Consider the following 19,336-nt stretch of genomic DNA (forward strand, 5'->3'; position numbering starts at 1 on the left):
TAAATCTTAAGCGGTCGTCCTGACCGCTTAAGAAGCGGAAATGATCGGACCTATGCCGTCCTGGCGGGCCGCTCATTTACGCCACTCCACCCCCTTCACCCTATCCCAGCCTGGCTCTCCTGGCTTGTTATAGTATATGAGCATCGAACAAAATTTTCCTAGACATCGCTGCACAGATACGATATATATGCCAATAAACACAAGGAGTTGCCAATGAACGAAAAAAAATCTCTTGAAACTTTTTTTGACAATATTCAGGACCCCAGACACCACAATAAGCTTCATAATTTAATTGATGTCGTCATCATCGCAATTTGTGCGGTAGTTGCTGGCGCAGACACTTATGAGCAAATTGAAAACTTTGGCAAAAAGAGAAAAAGGTGGTTGTCAAAATTTCTAAGCCTTCCCCATGGGATACCCTCCCATGACACCTTTGGCAGAATTTTTGAAAGGATGAACCCGAATGAATTTCAGAGCAGTTTTATGCACTGGGTTCAGTCGGTTGCAAAGATGACCAAAGGTCAAGTCATTGCAATCGACGGCAAAACTCTAAGGCGTTCACACGATACCTCCAATGATAAGAAAGCCATTCATATGATCAGTGCGTGGGCTTCGTCTAATAAAGTGGTTTTAGGGCAATTAAAAACCGAAGAAAAATCAAATGAAATTACGGCCATTCCAAATCTTTTAAAACTTTTAGATATCTCGGGCTGCATTATAACCATTGATGCCATGGGCACTCAAAAGAAAATCGCTGAAACCATAATAAACAAAGGGTGTGACTATGTCCTTGCCCTGAAAGAAAATCATAAAACCTTGCATGATGAAGCGGTACTTTTTTTCAATAAAATGGAAGAAATGAAAAATCAGGGGTACCAGTTTAATGAACAGACCAGTGTTGACGGAGGGCACGGTCGAGTCGAAACGCGCAGGGCTGTGATAACCTCTGATATTGATTGGTTTGAAGATAAAAAAAGTTGGAAAGGTTTGAAAAGTATTGGAATGATTGAATCCACCCGGGAAATGGACGGCCAGATCAGTCATGAAAAGCGATATTATATATCGAGCCTGGATAGCGACCCCAATATTTTTGGTAATGCTGTCAGGAGGCATTGGGGAATTGAAAATTCAGTGCATTGGGTATTGGATATTGCGTTCCGTGAAGACGAAAGCAGAGTCAGAAAGGGGAACTCTCCTGAGAATTTTGCAGCGATTCGGCACATTGCATTAAATTTATTACGGAACAATAAGACATTTAAAGGGAGTGTAAAAACCAAAAGGTTGAATGCTGCTATGGATATCAAATATCTGGAGGAAGTTATGTTTGGATGATACTTGAACCAATCAAAACTATAGGCACTTTACAATATTTACATGCGTGAGCCCTGTTTTAAACCCGGCTACGCCTTGACAAGCCAGGGGACATATCCTATTTTAATACGTTATTTTATTGGGGATTATTTAAGCATGTTCAATAGGCATGAGCAGGATAAAAAACAGTTTCGGCGGCTCTTTAAGCAAGAGGGGCTTGATCGGTTTGAGGAACGCTTCCAGGTGCTGGAGGCTTTTTTAAAACTTGAGCACCATGTCAGCGTCCAAGAGATTTCAGAACAGCTTAAGGCGGACGGCACATCCATGTCCGATGAGTTCATCGCCCAGAGCATGGAACAGCTGTGCCGGTTTGGGTTCGCCAACCAGGTGAACTTTCACAAGGACAATATCATCCTCTACGAACACCGGCATCTCGGGGTGCACCACGACCATATGATCTGTACCAAATGCGGGGCCATACTTGAGTTCAAGGATGAGGCCATAGAGGAGCGACAGAGAAAGCTGGCCCGGGCTTATGGGTTTCATATGCTTCAGCATAAGATGGAAATTTATGGTCTTTGTTCCAAGTGCATGGCTCTAAGGGAAAAATTGGTTCCCCTTTCCAAGGCCAAACCCGGAGAACGGTTGATCGTTAAATCCGTGGAAGCCGGCAGAAAAATGCAGTTGAGGATTTCTTCCATGGGGCTCAAGATCGGGGATGTTGTTGAGCTGGTTTCCAATGGCATTGGCGGTCAGGTGGTGGTGGCCCTGGGAGAAAACCGGCTGGTGATCGGCACGGGCATGGCCGAGAAAATCTGGGGAACCCCCATGGCAAGGGGGTGCGGGTGCGGGCATACTGACTTTTTAACCTGCCCCAGAAAACGATGCCGTAAAGGGATAGTTAAACTCTGTCAGATGAAAGCAGGTCAGGAAGGGCGAATTGTCCGGGTGTCCGGGGAAAGTGTTTTAAGACGAAGGCTATTGGAAATGGGCATCAACCGGGGAACCCAGATCTATGTGGAAAAATATGCCCCGCTCAAGGATCCCCTTGAACTGGTGGTAAAAGGCTATCATATTTCCCTGCGTGTGGAAGAGGCCGGCAATATCCTGGTTGAGGATGTAAGGGTTAGAGAAAAATAAGAATGAAAGATGAAATCACCATTGCCCTGGCCGGCAATCCCAACTGCGGCAAGACAACGATTTTTAATAATTTGACCGGAGCCCGGCAGAAGGTGGGCAATTGGCCCGGGGTCACGGTTGAAAAAAAAGAAGGCCGCCTGAAATACAAGAATCATGAGATCCGGGTGGTTGATCTTCCAGGGACATACAGTCTTACCCCTTTTTCCATAGAAGAGGTCACGGCAAGGGATTATGTTCTGAACCAGGCGCCTGATATTGTGATCAATATCATTGATGCATCCAACCTTGAAAGAAGCCTGTTTCTGGCCCTTCAAATCCTTGAGCTGGGACGGCCTGCCTTGTTTGTCCTGAATATGGCAGACATGGCCAAGGCCAAGGGGATCAAGATTGATGCCGACCAGCTCTCCGGCCTTTTAAATCTGCCCGTGGTCTTTACCGTGGGAAATAAGAACAAGGGAACCCATGATATTCTTGATGCGGCTGTCAGTGAAATTGCGGCCTTTGAATCAGGCAAAACCGCCCGCCGGATAAACTATGGAAAAGAGATTGAAAATTGTATTGAAATGGTCTGTGCTGACCTTGAATCAGAACATGGCGATCCGGTGCGCAACCGCTGGCAGGCCATTAAACTGCTTGAAGATGACAAACTGATCAAAGAAGAGATTCAAGAACGCTCAGGCGCTTCAGAGGCGCTTGAGACGGCCATGGTCTGCCGGCAGAGGATCTTTGATCTTTATCAGGATGACTTTGAAATCATACTCACCGACGATCGGTACGGGGTGATTGAGGGATTGATCAAGGCGACTGTCAGTCTTTCCGCCCAAAAACGGATTGATATGTCCAGAAATATTGACCTGGTGCTCACGGATCGGTTTTTCGGGATACCGGTCTTTATCTTTTTTATCTGGGCCATGTTTCAGTTGACCTTTTCTCTGGGGGCCTATCCCATGGAATGGATCGAGCACGGGGTGGGACTGCTGTCCGGTTTTCTGGACCGGATGATGGACCCTTCTTTGTTCAAATCCCTGGTGCTGGACGGAATTGTGGCCGGCATTGGTTCGGTCATTGTTTTTCTGCCCAATATCCTGATTTTGTTCTTTTGCATCGCCCTGTTTGAGGATACCGGATATATGGCCAGGGCGGCATTTCTCATGGACAGGGTTATGCATACCTCAGGGCTTCATGGAAAATCATTTATTCCCATGCTCATGGGATTTGGATGCAATGTGCCGGCCATTATGGCCACCCGGGCCCTTGAAAATCAAAAGGACCGGGTATTGACCATATTAATGACTCCCTTTATGTCCTGCTCGGCCCGGCTGCCGGTTTATATTGTATTGGCAGGAACTTTTTTCGCCCACAGGGCCGGCACCATTATTTTCTGCCTCTATGCCACAGGTATCCTCCTTGCCATCCTTACCGGCCGGATTTTAAGGGGACTGATGTTTAAAGGAGAGGAAGCCCCCTTTGTCATGGAACTGCCCCCCTATCGGGTGCCCATGCTCAAAAGTCTGATGATCCACATGTGGGACCGGGGTAAAATGTTTCTCAAGAAGATGGGAGGGGTTATCCTTGTCGGATCCATCATCATCTGGGTATTGTCCACCTTTCCGATGCAAACTGAATTTTCAGTGGATTACGATGCCAAAATTGAGACGGCAAGATCCGCATCTCTGGCCAGGACGGCAACCCTTCAGAATGAAACGGAACGCAGGCAGGCATCTGATGAGCTCGGGCGTGAAATTCAACATATGTTAAACCTCAAAGAACAGGAACGGGTGGCAGGGTCATATATTGGTATGATCGGAAAAACCCTGGAACCGGTTTTTTTACCCATTGGTATTGGGTGGCAGGCCAGTGTGGCCCTGGTCACAGGATTTGTGGCCAAGGAGGTTGTGGTTTCAACCATGGGGGTGTTGTACGGGGTGGGAAATGATGGAGAAGATGAGCTTTCAAATGCGCTTAAATCGTCGGGAATGACCCCTTTGTCGGCCTTGTCCATGATGGTTTTTGTGCTTTTGTACGTTCCCTGCTTTGCAACGGTGGTTGCCATTTACAGGGAAGCATCGCCCAAATGGGCCTGGTTCAACGTGGTCTATACCACCACGGTTGCGTGGGGGATGTCTTTTCTGGTATACCAGACCGGAATGATGCTAAGCTGATTTTAGATTGGAGATGTTTATGTGGAGTGGATGGTCAAGGGCAATATCAAGAATCGTTTTTTTCTTTATCCTGTGGGCAATGGTTTCAGGTTCGGCTTTTGCTGCCGAACGCCTGGCCGTAAAGTCTTCAATTGCAAACCTCAGGGATGGTGCCGGCACCAAATACAAGGTGCTCTGGCAGGTTGAAAAATACCATCCCTTTATTGTGGTTTCCAAAAAAAAGGACTGGTATGAGATCAAGGATTTTGAAGGGGATACGGCCTGGGTTCATAAATCTTTACTCGCAAAAATTAATACCGTTATTTCTGTTAAGGAAAAATGTAATGTCAGGTCAGGACCGGACAAAAAGACCAAGGTGGTTCTCAGGGTTGAACGGGGGGTGCCGTTCAAGGTGCTGAAACGAAAAGGAAACTGGATTCGTGTTGAACATGCAGACGGTGAGACCGGCTGGATTTACAAAACGCTTGTCTGGTAATTATAAAATTCATAAGGGATAAGGGTATACAAATGTCGGAACAAGGCGTATCAAACGAAAGAAAAAAAGAACTGGAACAGATGGACCCCTTTCAGGAGAGCCTGGTAAAAGGGATGGCCTATGCTTCAAAAAACAAAAAACAGTTGATTTTGATTCTGGGTGCTGTCGTGGTGGTCTGTGTGGTTTTCTCAACCATCATGTTCAGCTTTAAACGCTCGGAACTTGAGGCGTCCAATTTGGCGGCCAAGGCCAGATCCGAGTATGCAAAAGTCTATGCCCAGGATCAGGATTTCCAAAAAGGGTTTGAGGCGGTCAAGGATGATTTTGATGACCTGCTTGAAGAATATGCCAACACCAATGCCGGACGCATGGCCCAGGTGAGTTACGCAAAAATTTGTTTTGATGCCCAAAAATACGATAAGGCCTTTACCCTGTATTCCAACGCCCTGGAGGCCATGGGCAATGAGGCGGGAATGGGAAATTTTTTGCTTTCAGCCCTTGGAAACCTTTCCCAATTAAAGGGAGAGCCTGAACAGGCAAAATCTTTTTATCTTAAAATTGAAAAAGGGACATCCTCTCTTTTAAAAGATGAAGCAAGATTTGCCCTGGCCTTGATTTATGAAGCACAGAACGATATGGCATCCAGCCTGAAAATGTATGAAAAGATCATCAGGGAAAATGAAGATTCCCTGTACAAAGCCATTGCCCAGGCCAAGGTCGATGGCGGTCAATAGCGATTGAAAAAAAGTGAGTACCACTAAAAAAGGCTGCCGTTTGGCAGCCTTTTTTAGAAAAGGAAAAAAAGATGAAAAAACTAACCGCTGGTTAGTGAGAATTTAAAATGCAAAATCTTGGCCATTCTTTTAAAAATTCCCTGTTTAAATCTTTAAGTCACTAAAAACAAAATATATTTTTTTTAAAAGCACCGCAATTCTGATTTTTCCCCCTTCTTTTTTTTTACAAATTGTTCTAAAAGTTCAAAAAATTGAACCCCAAAGGGGGCGAGGCTTTTTCCAACCGGCTGATATCCAAATTTTTAAGCGGGTTAGCCGAAATTCAAAATTTTGAACCCCAGGACTTTTGTATGATTATTTTCCCAGGTTCAATTCCTTGTCCAGATTGAATTTTTTTAATTTCTGGTTGAGGCCGCTTTTACCGATGCCTAAAATCTGGGCGGCTTTGGTCTGGACATTGCCTGACATTTTCATGGCCCTTTGGATCATACGCTTTTCCACGGCAGCAAGGGTTTCGGACAGGCCTACCCCTTCTGGGATTCCGTCCAATTGCAGGGGGGTGCCAGGGGTATTTCGGATATGGGGGGGGAGATCTGATTTGGCAATGCGGTTTGAGCCTGAGAGGATCACGGCCCGCTCAATGACATTTTCAAGTTCCCGGACATTGCCTTTCCATTCATGGTCGCAGAGGATTTGTGCAGCCTCCTTGTCTATGCCTGTGACAGAGGTGCCGGCGGATTCAGGGCCCTGGGTGTACTTTTGAATAAAATGATTGATGAGCAGGGTGATGTCTTCCTGGCGTTCCCTCAACGGCGGCATGGTGGCCTTGACCACATTGAGGCGGTAGTAAAGATCTTCTCTGAAATTGGATTTTTTCACCTCTTCTTCCAGGTTTTTGTTGGTGGCGGCAATGAGCCTGAAATTCACCTGGATGGGCTCTGTTCCGCCGACCCGTTCCACAGTCCGTTCCTGAAGCACTCTTAAAAGCTTGACCTGCAGGGGCATGGGCAGTTCCCCGATTTCATCCAGGAAAAGGGTGCCCTTGTCAGCCAGTTCAAACCGTCCTTTTTTCATGTTGGCAGCCCCGGTAAAGGCCCCTTTTTCATGTCCGAATAATTCGCTTTCCAAAAGGGACTCGGCAAAGGCAGAACAATTTACCGCCACCAGGGTCTGGTTTTTTCTCAGGCTGTTGTAATGGATGGACTTGGCCACCAGTTCCTTGCCAGTGCCGCTTTCTCCTTCGATGAGAACCGAGGCATTGGTGGGTGCGACTTTTTCTATGATTTCATAGAGTTCCTGCATGGGTTTGCTTTTGCCGATAATATTGTCAAATTGATACCTGGAGCGGATGGCGTTTCTTAAAATGACATTTTCCTGGACAATCTTATACATGGAAAGGGCCTTGCCGATATGGGCAATGAGGGCTTCATTTTCAAAGGGCTTTAAGATAAAGGTATAGGCCCCTTTGTGCATGGCTTCTACCGCTTTTTCCACACTGCCGAATGCCGTCATGATAATGACGGGCAGGTCGGGCTTGATCTCTTTTATTTTTTCCAATAAGTCTATGCCTGACATGCCGGGCATTTTAACATCGGAAAGAACCAGGTCGATGAGCTGGCTGTTGAGGATGTCCAAGGCCTCCATACCGCTTGATGCGGTAAATGTCTTGTACCCCTCTTCTGAAAGCACCTCTCCAATGATCATGGGATAGTGCTTTTCATCATCAACAATCAATATGTTTTCCATTTATCTTTGCTCCTTGAAATTCTCTTCTTCGGCGGGCAGTGCAATTTCCAGACGGGTCCCGTGGGGGGAGACATTGGAAATTTCTAAACTGCCCTGGTGGGCCTCAATGATATTTTTGATGATGCCAAGCCCAAGCCCGGTCCCTGTCTCTTTTGTGGTGAAAAAAGGGGTCCATATTTTTTTGATGACTTCCGGGTCTATGCCTTCTCCTGTATCGGTAAAACTGATATGCACCATGCCTGAATCATACCGGGTGGCAATGGTAATGGTACCCTTTGTTGTCATGGCCTGGAATGCATTGAGGAAAATATTCAAAAATGCCTGATACAGCATTGTCGGGTCTGCCAAAATCAGGGGCAGGTTGTTTTGAAAATCCTTTACAATCCTGACATTTTCCTCACGGGCTTTGGGGGATAGGAATACCAGGTTTTTTTCAATGATATCCTCAATGGCGCAAGGTCTTAAATCTGCGATTTTAGGTCTGGCAAAATCAAGAAAATCCTTGATGATATGATCCAGCCGGGTGGACTCTTCAACAATGATGTCCGGAATATTGGTGGATGGATCCAGGCGGCTCATTTTTTTTTTCATCAGTTGGGCACTGCTTTTAATAATGCCCAAGGGGTTTCGTATCTCATGGGAGACCCCGGCCGTCATTTCACCGATGGCAGAGAGGTGTTCGGCCCGCCTGAGTTTTTCTTCAAGTTTCAGCCGTTCTTCAGCCCTTGTCTGTATAATTTTTTCTCCGTGTTTGACCACAAATCTGAGGATCAGGAAGAGAACCCCCATGATGATGGCGCAGCTGGCAACAATCAGCCCCTGGAGTTTGAATACCTGCTGGTAATCCTGGGATACATCGCGGATGATTTCAATAACCCCGATGACCATCCGGTCTTTGTTGGCCCGGGACAATTGAACCTCCTGGATCAAAGGGGCAAAGGTGACGATTTTGGTTTCTTTGGGAAACCAGAACATCAGTTCCAGAAAGCTTCCCTTTTGTATGAGTTTGGAGGTGGCCTCGCTTTTCATGGCCCTTTCATAGTGGACGCCGCCGGCATTTTTTTTGCCGATATAGCTTTTGTCAAAGCTGTACCCGATAATATTGTCCGTACCATAGATATTGACCATGTCAACGTGGAAGCTGTGGAGGGTGGATTTGACTACGGCATCTAAAAGCTGGTGTTGTCTTTTTTCCCTTAGTTTGACTTCTCCATGCTTGAAGACCACTGGGGCGACAAACCGCAGAAAAATCTGGTGGTTGAGGTTTTCAACCAGGAGCCGGTTATACTCTTTGCTTTTTTCAAGCAGAATATTCCGGACCCAGTGTGCATTCAGAGCTGCAATGACAATGGTTGCCGTGAGCATGACAATAAGACTTGACACGGTAAAGGCCTTGACAAGAATAAAGGGGCGGGTGCCGGGTGCCGGGTTGGGTTTTGGGGGTAGTTTTTTCACATTAATAGATAATTTGGGAAGTTTTTTTCATATTTTATCGGTTTTTTATTTGACAAATCCTTTTTCTATTTGCTATTCAATCCTTTAAAAGAAGGATTATACTTGACTTTAGGTACATATCGTATCAAATTATAGTAATATTAATACGACATAGCAATACAAATTACAAATGTATAATCTTTAGTTCAGGCCATTTAAGATAGCCATTTTAAGGTAGGGGCGTATGGTATTCGGAAAAAAAGATCATCTTGTCGGCTTAGATATTGGCTCTGCTTTCATTAAAGTGGCTGAACTGAAAATGGGCAAAAAGGGAAACACCCTTAAAAAGTTTGGTATTGCCCCTGTTCCCAGCGGGGCGATTGATGAAGGCCGAATCGTTGATATGCAAGGCCTTGCCAAGGTTATCCGCTCCTTGTTCAAGTCCCAGAAAATCAAAGAAAAAAATGTGGCCATCTCAACGGGTGGTCATTCCGTGGTGATCAAAACCATTTCCACACCCAAAATTTCAGACAAAGAACTGCATAAAACGATTCGGACCGAAGCTGAGCAATATATTCCCTATGATATTGACGATGTGAATATCGATTATCAAATTCTGGGGGAAAGCGAGTTTTCGCCTGACCAGATGAATGTGCTGTTGGTAGCCGTCAAAAAAGATTTGGTGGCAGAATATATTGAACTGATCCGCATGGCAGGACTGAACCCCTATATTATTGACGTGGATGCTTTTGCCCTTCAAAATATTTATGAAACCCTGCCAGATGAAAATCCGGAATTTGTGACGCTTCTGGTGGACGTGGGAGCCTCTAAAACCTCATTGAACATTTTAAAAGACAATCATTCCATGATGATGCGGGATATGATGGCCGGGGGGAATCAAGTCGTTGAAGCCATAAGTGATCGTCTCGGAGTGGATTTTGATTCAGCTTGCCAAATTCTTCTGGCCGGGGCAAACACGGCTGAGGATGAGGAAACAATCAACGAGATCTGTACAAATATATCCAATCAATGGTGCTCTGAAATCTGTGAAGTGGTTCATACCTTTGAATCCGGCACCAATGATATCAAACTTGAAAAAATTTTGCTCAGCGGCGGCGGGTTCATGAAGACCTTTGCCCAAAGCCTGATGTCGGAATTGGATGTACAGGTATCCAATATCAATCCCTTTGGAGGACTTATCATGGACCCCGCACAAATTGATGACCTTGAGGGACTTAAACTCCAGGCCCCTATTGTATTGGGGCTTGCCATGAGACGGGTGGATGACAAATGATACGGATTAATCTTTTGCCGTTCAGGCTTGCCCGGAAAAAAGAAAATGTCCGCCGTCAGGTCTCTGTTTTTCTTCTTTCCCTTCTTTTGATTGTTTTGTCATTGACCTGGTATACCCTTGGCATGGAAAAGGAAATAACCAGTATAGAAGGGGACACAGCATCTGTAAAGGCCCAGATTCTGCTGTACAAGGAAAAGGCAAATCGGGTGACGGACATTAAGAAAAAGCTTAAAGTACTGAACGAAAAACTGAAAATTGTGGCCTCACTTCAGACCCGGAAGAACGAACAGCAGATCCTTTTAGAAGAAATGGCAGACCGGGTAGTAAAGACCAGGATGTGGATAGAAAACCTTAAGGCCGACGGAACAAGCGTTACCGTTCAAGGCATTGCTTTTGACAATCCTACCATTGCCGATTTTATGAGAAATCTTGAAAAATCTCCCCTGTTTACCTCTGTTGATTTGAAACGGTCCAAGGTCAGGAGCTTTGAAGGGGATGTTGACCTGAAATCATTTGAATTATTGTGCCTGAAAAAGCAAGTCATTCCAGAAGAACCACCCAAAGAGGGTAAAAACTAATGGCTGAAGAAAACAAGGAAAAAATCGGTAACCCGATTCAGGCAAGACTGGAGAGCTTTTTTGTCAGGATTGGAAAATTAACAAAGATCCAGCGGGTGGTGGTTTGTTGTGTATCCCTTTTGCTCATCGGCGGGGCTTATTATTATTTTATTTTTGCGCCAAGGTATGAATTGCTCAAAGCGGCCAAAGAAGAACTTCAGGTCCAGCAAGACAAGCTTGAATCCTATAAGATCAAGGCCAGGTCCCTGGCAAAGTACGAGAAGAAAATGGCTGAGGCCCAGGAACGGTTTAATATTGCAATGAAGGCACTGCCCGATAAAAAGGAACTTCCTTCCTTGCTTACAGGTGTTTCCAAGGCCGGCCGCAAAGCCGGACTTGACGTTCTTTTGTTTCAACCGGAACCCATTGTCAACAAGGAGTTTTATTTGGAAATTCCTGTGTCCATGACCGTGAGGGGGCGTTACCACCAGGTCGCGGACTTTTTCTTTCAGGTGGCCGGTCTGAACCGAATTGTCAATATTCAGGATATGTCCATGACAACTGATCCTAAGACAAAAGAACAGGTTCAAATGAAATGTTCTGCCGTAACCTATATGTTTGCGGATCCGGGCGAGGCAGCGTCCAAGGACAAAAAAGGCAAGAAAAATAAAAAAAGAGGATAATTGGCATCTGGTATGGCAAAATTTATTAAAATATTTTGTGTGACAGGTCTGGGCATGCTGTTGTTCTGTTTAATCTCCTGTAAAGAAGAAAAAAAGACCCAGCCCCCCCAGAAACCGGTCTTGGTTGTTTCTAAATCCATTGGACAACCGACCCCTTCGGCCAAAGGCAAAGATAATCTTGTCACTGACCAGGTAAAGGCGGATGAAAAAAACGGGGCGGCAAAGTCTTCTGGAGTCAAGGCGGCAATGCCTGGTTTGGTTGCGATCCCGCTGAATCCAAAGGATAAAATGGCCAAGGTAGAGCCGGTGGTCAATGAAGAGAGCGTTACATACGATACCCGGGGGTGGGTGGATCCTTTTGTCCCCCTGTTTAGTGAAAAAGAAGAGCCCATATCCGGGGAAGGCATTCCAGGCCAGGCCGGACCTGAAAAGTCCATGCGGCAATTGACACCATTGGAAAAAATGGATTTGAGCCAGATTAAACTTGTGGCCGTTATTGAACTGAGGGGCAGTACCATTGCCATGGTTGAAGAGGCCAGCGGTAAGGGATACGAGGTAAAGCTGGGAACCTATATTGGCAGGAATCAGGGACGGGTATCTGCGATCCATAGGGAAGGGATTGTGGTCAAAGAGTATGTTAAAGATTATAAGGGAAACCGGAAAGAGCGGCTCCAGGAGATCAAATTTCATAAAAGTGAAGGTGGAGAATAAAATGGGGTATTATCAGTCTGCTGTTAAACAACATGGGATGATGGTGGTCAGTGCTGTGTTGGCACTTTTCCTTGTGGCAGGGTGTGCAACCCATAAGGCCGAAAATTTGGCCCCGGAAAAGGATGTCAAGGTTGTTGACAATGCTGGACCAAGGCTTGTTGAGGCAGTCTCGGTCAGCCATGGCCAAGGCATGCTCGAAGTTTGGATTCAAGGGTCCCAACCCTTTGAATATACCTCTATCAAACAGTCATTTCCCTTTGCCGTTTCCGTTTATCTGCCGGATACCCGGCTGAGGTCCGGCCTTGTTCCGGAATCTGTCGCTGATCCCCGGGTTTCCAGTATCAAGGCGGGGTATGCCGATGAGGGCAGGACAACGGCTAAAATAGATATTTTAATGACCCAGGACCTTCAATACCAGGTTAGAGAACAGGGGGAACGCTTAGGGATTATTTTTCAGGAAGAAGTCACAAAAACGGCCATGCCTTTAAAAACGGAGGCCTTGGAGACCCCAGCGGCCAACGCCGCCTCTGACAAAACAATGAATCAGGAAGACCTTGTCATTCCGGATGCCCAGGCAATGCTGACCCATATTGAATTTGATACCACCCAAACCGGACAATCCGACATCCGGATTCAGACAAGTCATCCGGTCCGTTATGAAACCCGTCAGGCCGGCCCGGACTATCTGTATTTGATTTTGCACAACACAAGGATTCCCGAACATCACCAGCGGCCCTTGCTGCCCCGGTATTTTAAATCCGCTGTGGAACGGGTGGACCCCGGTCCGAATCCGGACAATTCAAAGGATACAAGGGTTGAGATTAAAATCAGGGATCAGGTGCCGTTTTGAGTGGCCCAGACTGCTGACGGGATTCAAATGGTGTTTGAGCCGTCATCTGTACAGCCCCCAGAATTTACCAAAGCCAGGAAAAATGTATTATCAGGTGAAACGAGCGTGTCAGAGATTGGGCCTGCCCGTCAGGCCTTAATGAATCCCTCCCTGCCAGAGTCTGTTTTGACCAATGCGCCTGCCCCGTATACCGGAGAAAAGATCAAGCTGGATTTTTACGATACAGATATTAAAAATGTGTTCAGGATCCTAAGAAGTGTCAGCGGAATGAATTTTGCCATTGACCAGGATGTCCAGGGAAAGGTGACCCTGAGTCTTGAAGAGGCAGTGCCATGGGATCAGGTTTTGGATTTGGTCTTAAAGATGAACGGCCTGGGCAAAAAAATGGAAGGGAATGTGGTCCGTATTGCCACGGCAGAGACCCTTAAAAATGAAGAGCAACTGATCCAGGATGCCATTGAAGCCCATAAAAAAGCCATGGAGCAGAAGGTGGCTTTAGAGCCTCTGGTCACAGAATATGTGCCCATTAACTATTCTGATGCCTCAACCGATATTGAGCCCCATGTATCACAAATTCTGACGCCTGAACGGGGAAAGATATCTGTGGATCAGAGGACCAATATGATTATTATCACCGATACCCAGGCAAAAATAGATCAGGCACAGGATCTGATCTATCGACTGGATACTGTGACCCCGCAGATCATGATCGAGGCTAAAGTGGTTGAAGTCACCAAGGAATTTTCAAGAAGCATCGGTGTGAACTGGAATCTGTCCAATGCCTCAAGCGTTACGTCTGGGTTTTTGGATGATTTCAGCGTTTCCGTCAATGGCGCCAATGTGGGCGTTAATACGGATTTTTCATTTTTCAGGCTTTTCGGTTCTTCGGTAACGGCCTTGAATGCCCAACTGGAAGCTTCAGAGGAGTTGGGGGATGTCAGGATTGTATCTTCTCCCAGGATTTTGACCCTGGATAATAAAAAGGCCATGATCAAGCAGGGCCAGGAATATGCATATCTGGAGGGCGCATTCCCATTTTCCCGGTTTTAAAAAGGCCTGTCTTTTAGAGCAAAAAGAATGATATCCTCTGTTACGCTGAAATGAACATAAATGGATTGTGCTAATGAAGAAAGCTGAAGATTGTAATACTGTTGATGAAGTCCTTGCATGCCTCAAAAAACTGGAAGAAGATCCAAATCGCTTGGTTCGTAACGCTAACGAATTAGAACAGATGGAGCAGGAAATCCTTGAGTATACAAATCGGATAAGCGCCTTTTTTTTAAAAAAAAGATCCAGGCCTCAGTAGATTCCTCTGAACAGGTCGACCAAGAAAAAGAATTGATGTCCAATTGGCCGGGACGGATGAAAAGCGAAGGGCTTGAGACAGTTTGGATTCAGCTTTGTACAGATAGTTCGGTTGATATTCATGTTCGATACTATCGAAGGTCCTGTGACCGCCGAAAAGGAAAAAGATATAAAGGTGCATACGCTGGTTTAATCCTTCTTGGAATCCATGATCGCTGCTCGCCTGCTTTGGCTTCTATGGTGAGTTCTTGGTCAGCCTTATTAAGTTCTTTTGAAGAAGTCCGTCAAGTGCTTTGTGACCGTGGGATGACGTTGGGTATAAAGGTCATCCGCAAACTGACCTATCGGTACGCAGAGCGGGCTCGAGCCGAACAACAAGCGGGCCGAATCCCATTAAATGATGGAGATTTACTTGAAGGGCGGCGAGTCGTTATCAGCACTGATGGTGGCCGCACTCGGCTCAGAGAGAAGAAAAGGGGACCAAAAACCCAAAAGGATAGAACCCGATTTCGTGGGGCATGGCGAGAACCCAAGCTTTTGATCATTTATGTAGTGGACGCCCATGGAAAACAAGAAAAAAGCTTTTCACCATTTATTGATGGCTGTTTCAATGGACCGGATGGTGTATTCCACTTGTTAAAGGGTTATTTGAACTCCCTTCATATTCAGAACTCAGACAAAATACTGTTTGTTGCAGATGGGGCACATTGGATTTGGAATCGAATCCCCGGACTGCTAAAAGCATTGGGTTTGGCTCCTGAGCGTGTGTATGAACTTCTCGATTTCTACCATGCAGTTGAGCATCTGGGTACAGTAGCAGGCTTAAGGAAGACCTGGTCATCCAAGGAACGCAAACGCTGGGTATTGAAGCAGCGAGGTCTTCTGCTGAAGGGAAAGGCGATTGAGGTGGTACAGGCCGTCCAGAAGCTTTGTAGAGGCAGAAACAGTAAGGCTATCAAGACGGAACGGGATTATTTTGTGCGCAATGAACTGAGGCTTAATTTCTCAACTGTAAAAGCGTTGAACTTACCTATTGGCAGCGGTGCTATTGAAAGTTCGATTCGGAGAGTCGTGAATTTACGTCTTAAAGGTCCATGCATCTTTTGGTATCGGGAGAATGCAGAAAAAATGATTATGCTGCGATCATTTTATAAAGCAGGGCGTTGGAACTGCCTGAAGCAGATGGCAAACATGCACAATCCAGTGCCAGCGGTATAACCGGGAAAATGGGAATGCGCCCTATCTGGAACGGGATGACTCAGGCGGATCCTCGGTTGCCTTTAAAGATATTGATCTTCTGCTTGAGGTCACCCCCCATGTGACCCCGGACAAACGGATTTCAATGACAGTGCGCCTGACCAAAAATGACGTGGCAAGTGTCACTGCAGGGGTCCCCACCCTGGCCACCAATGAGGCTGAAACAGAACTGTTGGTCAACAATAACGATACCGTGGTGATCGGGGGCGTGGTCAAAACCACCCAGAGCGATGATGATGACGGGATTCCCTTTTTGAGCGGGATTCCGGGCTTAGGCTATCTTTTTTCCACAAAAACCAAAGAGGACAATCGAAACGAGCTGCTGATTTTTCTGACCCCGTCCATTGTTCAGCTTGAACAAAAACGCCAGGGTTCAAGAGCGGTAAATTAGTCGTTTTATTTTTAAATGCCCCCCGCCCGGGGGGCATTTATATCGATATATTCAGGCCGGAATTGAAAAAGATCCTAACCCGAATATTTCGCGAATTGATTTTCATACCTTGAAGCCGTAGTAACTCTACTGCAAACGGTCTGCAACGCCGCAGATGAAAAAAAATCGGTTTGCCCGAAGGGTGTCAATTTGCACCCTTGGAATTGGCTTGGCAAGTAATTATAATTAACTGTATTTAAAAAAATTAATATCCGTTGTGGGAATGTTCAGAATTCTGTGTCACGGTTTCGGTTCTCGGATCTGCCTCAGCGCCAGCGGAAGTAAAAGTCAGGTCCGAGAATGGGCCTTCAATCAGCCACGTCGGAGGAGTTGACTTTTGCTGGAGTGGAGTTCCTGGAACCATCTTTTCCATCTGTAAATAAATCCCTATCAAATTCCCAGCTCTTTATCCAGCCGGCCTTCAAAGAAAATTGCCAACTGGGAAATTGTCAGTGACCAATTTTGAATCGGCATTGTCCATTTTTTACTGGCGTTCTGGATCCCCATGTAAAGCAGCTTTAACAGGCTGTCCTGGTTCGGGAATGATCCCTTTGTTTTGGTCAGTTTTCGAAACTGTCGATGCACAGCCTCAATGGTATTTGTGGTGTATATTATCCGTCGAATCTCTTCTGGATATTTAAAGAAATGACTGAGGCGTTCCCAGTTGTTCCGCCAGGATTTTATCACAATCGGGTATTTGTCATTCCATTTATTTTCCAAGATATCCAGTTCTTCTTCGGCCAGATCCTTATTGACCGCTTTATAAACACGTTTTAGATCTGCCATAAATTCCTTTTTATTTTTGGAACCAACGTATTTCAATGAATTTCGGATCTGGTGGACTACGCAGAGTTGAACTTCTGTGTCCGGGAATATGGTCTCAATGGCCTCGGGAAAACCTTTTAGACCATCAACACAGGCAATCAGGATATCTTTTACCCCTCGGTTTGAAAGGTCTGTTAACACCTGCAGCCAGAAGTTCGCACCCTCATTCTCGGATATGTACAGCCCAAGAACCTCTTTGCGGCCCTCGATATTCACCCCAAGAATTGTGTAAACGGCTTTGCTGCCGACCTTTCCGTTTTCTCGTACTTTATAATGTATGGCATCAAGCCATACGATTGGGTACACATTTTCCAACGGCCTGGCCTGCCATTCTTTGACGGTATGGATGATTTTATCGGTAATGGTGCTCAGAGTGGCATTTGAAATCTCAAGTCCATAGATTTCCTGTAAATGGGAAGCCATATCATTATAACTCATGCCCAGGCCGTAAAGGGCTATTATCTTTCTTTCAATTTCATCGCTGAGCGTTGTCTGATGTTTTTTGACGATCTGTGGAGAGAAGGTTTCGGCCCTGTCACGCGGGGTTTCCAGCTCAAATTTACCATCCAGGGATTTAATGGTCTTTTTGCTTTTTCCATTACGGCGGTTGGCAGAAACTTCCTGCCCGAGATGGGACTCCAACTCTCCTTCAAGAGCAGCTTCAGCAAGATTTTTGATTAATGATGTAAGGACGCCGCCCTTACCTGTGAAGGGTTTACCTTCCTGGATGCCTTTAAGGGCTTTTTGAAAATCAAATTCGGTGTTTTCTTCGGTCATGTCAGTTCTCCTTATTTAGCTGAGTATATCAGCTTTCATTTAACTGACACAGAATTTTGAACGCCCTCTCCGTTGTCCCAAATTGTCAGTTTCTGGCCTTCAGGTTATGAAATATTCGGGGTAAACGCCTTTAAGCATGTATGGGCTATTTTATTTGTACAGGCTTTTATCCGTTCAGGCCACAGATTCCAGTACATGTATATCCGATTTAAACCTGACAGATGCCCCTCTGGCATTGGGAGCGGACCCTCTGTCCGTCCATTGAATTGGAAGAAATATCGCCGTTTTCATCATTGCGTTCCCTTTTGAACCATACGGCCTGCTATTATAACTCAATCTGAGAGGGGGCTTGCGGAGACTTTTTTATGCACAAAAAGTGTTATTGAAGTCTTACGATATGATCATCTGCTTTGCGGGCCAGGCTTGAATTTTCCGGCACCAGCCTTAGTACAAGCTGCCAGGCCTTTATTGCCTGCTTGATCCGGCCCTTGGCCTCATAGGCCTGGGCTATGTCGGCATGGAGGATGGCAGCATCGGGAGATCGCCTTATTTTTTTATGAAGAAAGGTCATGGCGCGATCATATTGACCTGTGCGTAGGTAAACCTGTGCAAGACCATGGGAGGCGGTTAGAAACCTGGGCTCCTCTTCTAGGGCCTTTAAAAAATAAGACTGGGCCTGGGGAAAATTTTGTTTCCCAAGATAGGCTCACCCGATATTGGTCAGAGGGAAATGGGGGGTAGGGTAAATCAAATCATCCAGAACAAGCTGGAATTGTTTGATGGCCGTGTCCCATTCTTTTTGTCGAAGAAAAGCGGCACCCAGGTTGTTGATGGCTTCGGTGTAGTCTGGTTTTTTTGAAAGCGCTTTTTGAAAGGCATTTTCAGCCAGTTCATATCTTTTTTTTCCCATATAGGCCAGGCCCAGACTGTTTTGAATATAGGGATCGTTGGGGACCAGTTTTTCCGCTTCAAGGAGTTTGGCCAGGGCCGTTGTATAATCCCCTTGAGCCTGATACACATCACCTTCTTTTTTGATGGCCTGGGCAATCTTGACTTTTTTTTGGGGCGTTGTCGCGCTGGTGCATGATACGACAAAGAACAAGACCAGTATTAATTGAATATTTTTTTTCATAAAGTCGGATCCTCACCCAGGTTTAACAAGGTTATTCCCTCATTTTTTAAAAAGGATTCTGCCCTTTCCAAAGGGGGAGTTCTGGTAATAAAGTATTTTTCCATCTGTGCGTTTACATAAATTCCAGAGATGGTTTCCACTTTTCCGTTTGAATTAAAAGAGGGATTTTTCCAGGTGGTATATCCGAGTTTTGCAAAAAGCATCAACGCGGTTTCTCCAAAGGTGAGATCCGGTGAAAGATTGAGTATTTCATACCCGTTTTTTTTGACAAGTTCTAAGGCCATCCCATAGACGCTGCCCGTATTGACCAGAAGGTCTGGTTTATTGTCATGGGTGATCCGTCCAAGGGATACTGTCATTTCAATATTTTTTAAGAGAATGGGGAAATGGGCGTCGGCCTCATAGGAAAAGGGCGTGGCAGATACCAGGGCCTTGACCAGGGCTTTTTGGGATTTTGGGACCTCATTCATGGCCTCTTTGTTGAAAAATATGGATTTGCGGGAAAGGGTGGTG

General features: G+C 45.8%; 17 protein-coding genes and 2 pseudogenes. 14 read left to right on the forward strand and 5 right to left on the reverse strand.

Annotated features, from left to right (window positions below; translation table 11 throughout):
- The first annotated feature begins 213 nt into the window (after positions 1-213).
- The 5 genes from HUN05_07880 to HUN05_07900 all read left to right on the forward strand — a co-directional run bounded on the left by HUN05_07880 (position 214) and on the right by HUN05_07900 (position 5,822).
- Complete coding sequence (locus HUN05_07880; GenBank protein WDP85065.1) at positions 214-1,332, forward strand: ISAs1 family transposase; 1,119 nt, start codon at positions 214-216, stop codon at positions 1,330-1,332.
- A 135-nt stretch (positions 1,333-1,467) separates the two neighbouring features.
- Positions 1,468-2,451, forward strand: a complete 984-nt coding sequence (locus HUN05_07885) for a FeoA domain-containing protein (protein WDP85066.1) — start codon at positions 1,468-1,470, stop codon at positions 2,449-2,451.
- A gap of 2 nt (positions 2,452-2,453) precedes the next feature.
- Complete coding sequence (gene feoB / locus HUN05_07890) at positions 2,454-4,613, forward strand: ferrous iron transport protein B (protein WDP85067.1); 2,160 nt, start codon at positions 2,454-2,456, stop codon at positions 4,611-4,613.
- Positions 4,614-4,632: 19 nt separating this feature from the next.
- Positions 4,633-5,088 (forward strand): SH3 domain-containing protein, encoded by a 456-nt coding sequence (locus HUN05_07895; GenBank protein ID WDP85068.1) that lies wholly within the window; start codon positions 4,633-4,635, stop codon positions 5,086-5,088.
- 32 nt (positions 5,089-5,120) lie between these two features.
- Positions 5,121-5,822, forward strand: coding sequence for a hypothetical protein (locus HUN05_07900; GenBank protein WDP85069.1), 702 nt, complete (start codon positions 5,121-5,123; stop codon positions 5,820-5,822).
- A 354-nt stretch (positions 5,823-6,176) separates the two neighbouring features.
- Here the strand turns inward: HUN05_07900 and HUN05_07905 are convergent, their stop codons facing one another.
- Together HUN05_07905 and HUN05_07910 are read right to left on the reverse strand one after the other, a co-directional pair.
- A complete protein-coding gene (locus tag HUN05_07905) occupies positions 6,177-7,568 on the reverse strand; it encodes a sigma-54-dependent Fis family transcriptional regulator (protein ID WDP85070.1) in 1,392 nt (463 codons plus the stop codon).
- Positions 7,569-8,933, reverse strand: a complete 1,365-nt coding sequence (locus HUN05_07910; GenBank protein WDP87973.1) for a two-component sensor histidine kinase — start codon at positions 8,931-8,933, stop codon at positions 7,569-7,571.
- A 313-nt stretch (positions 8,934-9,246) separates the two neighbouring features.
- Between HUN05_07910 and pilM the strand changes: the two genes are divergently transcribed.
- From pilM to HUN05_07955, 9 genes and pseudogenes are all read left to right on the forward strand, one after another.
- Positions 9,247-10,296: a type IV pilus assembly protein PilM gene (gene pilM, locus HUN05_07915; GenBank protein ID WDP85071.1), complete on the forward strand. Its 1,050-nt coding sequence runs from the start codon at positions 9,247-9,249 to the stop codon at positions 10,294-10,296.
- On the forward strand, positions 10,293-10,874 hold the full coding sequence (locus tag HUN05_07920; protein ID WDP85072.1) for a PilN domain-containing protein: 582 nt from the start codon (positions 10,293-10,295) through the stop codon (positions 10,872-10,874). The genes pilM and HUN05_07920 overlap by 4 nt, the downstream gene beginning before the upstream one ends.
- Complete coding sequence (locus tag HUN05_07925; protein WDP85073.1) at positions 10,874-11,536, forward strand: type 4a pilus biogenesis protein PilO; 663 nt, start codon at positions 10,874-10,876, stop codon at positions 11,534-11,536. Before HUN05_07920 ends, HUN05_07925 begins: the two co-directional genes overlap by 1 nt.
- 12 nt (positions 11,537-11,548) lie before the next feature.
- Positions 11,549-12,247: a pilus assembly protein PilP gene (locus HUN05_07930; GenBank protein WDP85074.1), complete on the forward strand. Its 699-nt coding sequence runs from the start codon at positions 11,549-11,551 to the stop codon at positions 12,245-12,247.
- A 1-nt stretch (position 12,248) separates the two neighbouring features.
- Positions 12,249-13,097 (forward strand): hypothetical protein, encoded by an 849-nt coding sequence (locus HUN05_07935; GenBank protein ID WDP85075.1) that lies wholly within the window; start codon positions 12,249-12,251, stop codon positions 13,095-13,097.
- A gap of 105 nt (positions 13,098-13,202) precedes the next feature.
- Entirely contained in the window at positions 13,203-14,147 is a 945-nt protein-coding gene (locus tag HUN05_07940) for a secretin and TonB N-terminal domain-containing protein (GenBank protein ID WDP85076.1), read from the forward strand.
- Positions 14,148-14,220: 73 nt separating this feature from the next.
- On the forward strand, positions 14,221-14,403 hold the full coding sequence (locus tag HUN05_07945; GenBank protein ID WDP85077.1) for a hypothetical protein: 183 nt from the start codon (positions 14,221-14,223) through the stop codon (positions 14,401-14,403).
- Between the two features lie 56 nt (positions 14,404-14,459).
- Positions 14,460-15,620, forward strand: a complete 1,161-nt coding sequence (locus tag HUN05_07950; protein WDP85078.1) for a hypothetical protein — start codon at positions 14,460-14,462, stop codon at positions 15,618-15,620.
- Positions 15,621-15,642: 22 nt separating this feature from the next.
- Positions 15,643-16,050 (forward strand): annotated as a pseudogene (locus tag HUN05_07955) (type IV pilus secretin PilQ).
- Between the two features lie 429 nt (positions 16,051-16,479).
- Here the strand turns inward: HUN05_07955 and HUN05_07960 are convergent.
- The 3 genes and pseudogenes from HUN05_07960 to HUN05_07970 all read right to left on the reverse strand — a co-directional run bounded on the left by HUN05_07960 (position 16,480) and on the right by HUN05_07970 (position 19,293).
- Complete coding sequence (locus HUN05_07960) at positions 16,480-17,691, reverse strand: IS256 family transposase (protein WDP85079.1); 1,212 nt, start codon at positions 17,689-17,691, stop codon at positions 16,480-16,482.
- Between the two features lie 379 nt (positions 17,692-18,070).
- Positions 18,071-18,823: pseudogene (locus HUN05_07965) on the reverse strand (tetratricopeptide repeat protein).
- On the reverse strand, positions 18,820-19,293 hold the full coding sequence (locus HUN05_07970; protein WDP85080.1) for a hypothetical protein: 474 nt from the start codon (positions 19,291-19,293) through the stop codon (positions 18,820-18,822). Before HUN05_07970 ends, HUN05_07965 begins: the two are co-directional and overlap by 4 nt.
- Positions 19,294-19,336: the final 43 nt, after the last annotated feature.

The organism is Desulfobacter sp. (genome assembly GCA_028768545.1).
Lineage (GTDB): Bacteria > Desulfobacterota > Desulfobacteria > Desulfobacterales > Desulfobacteraceae > Desulfobacter.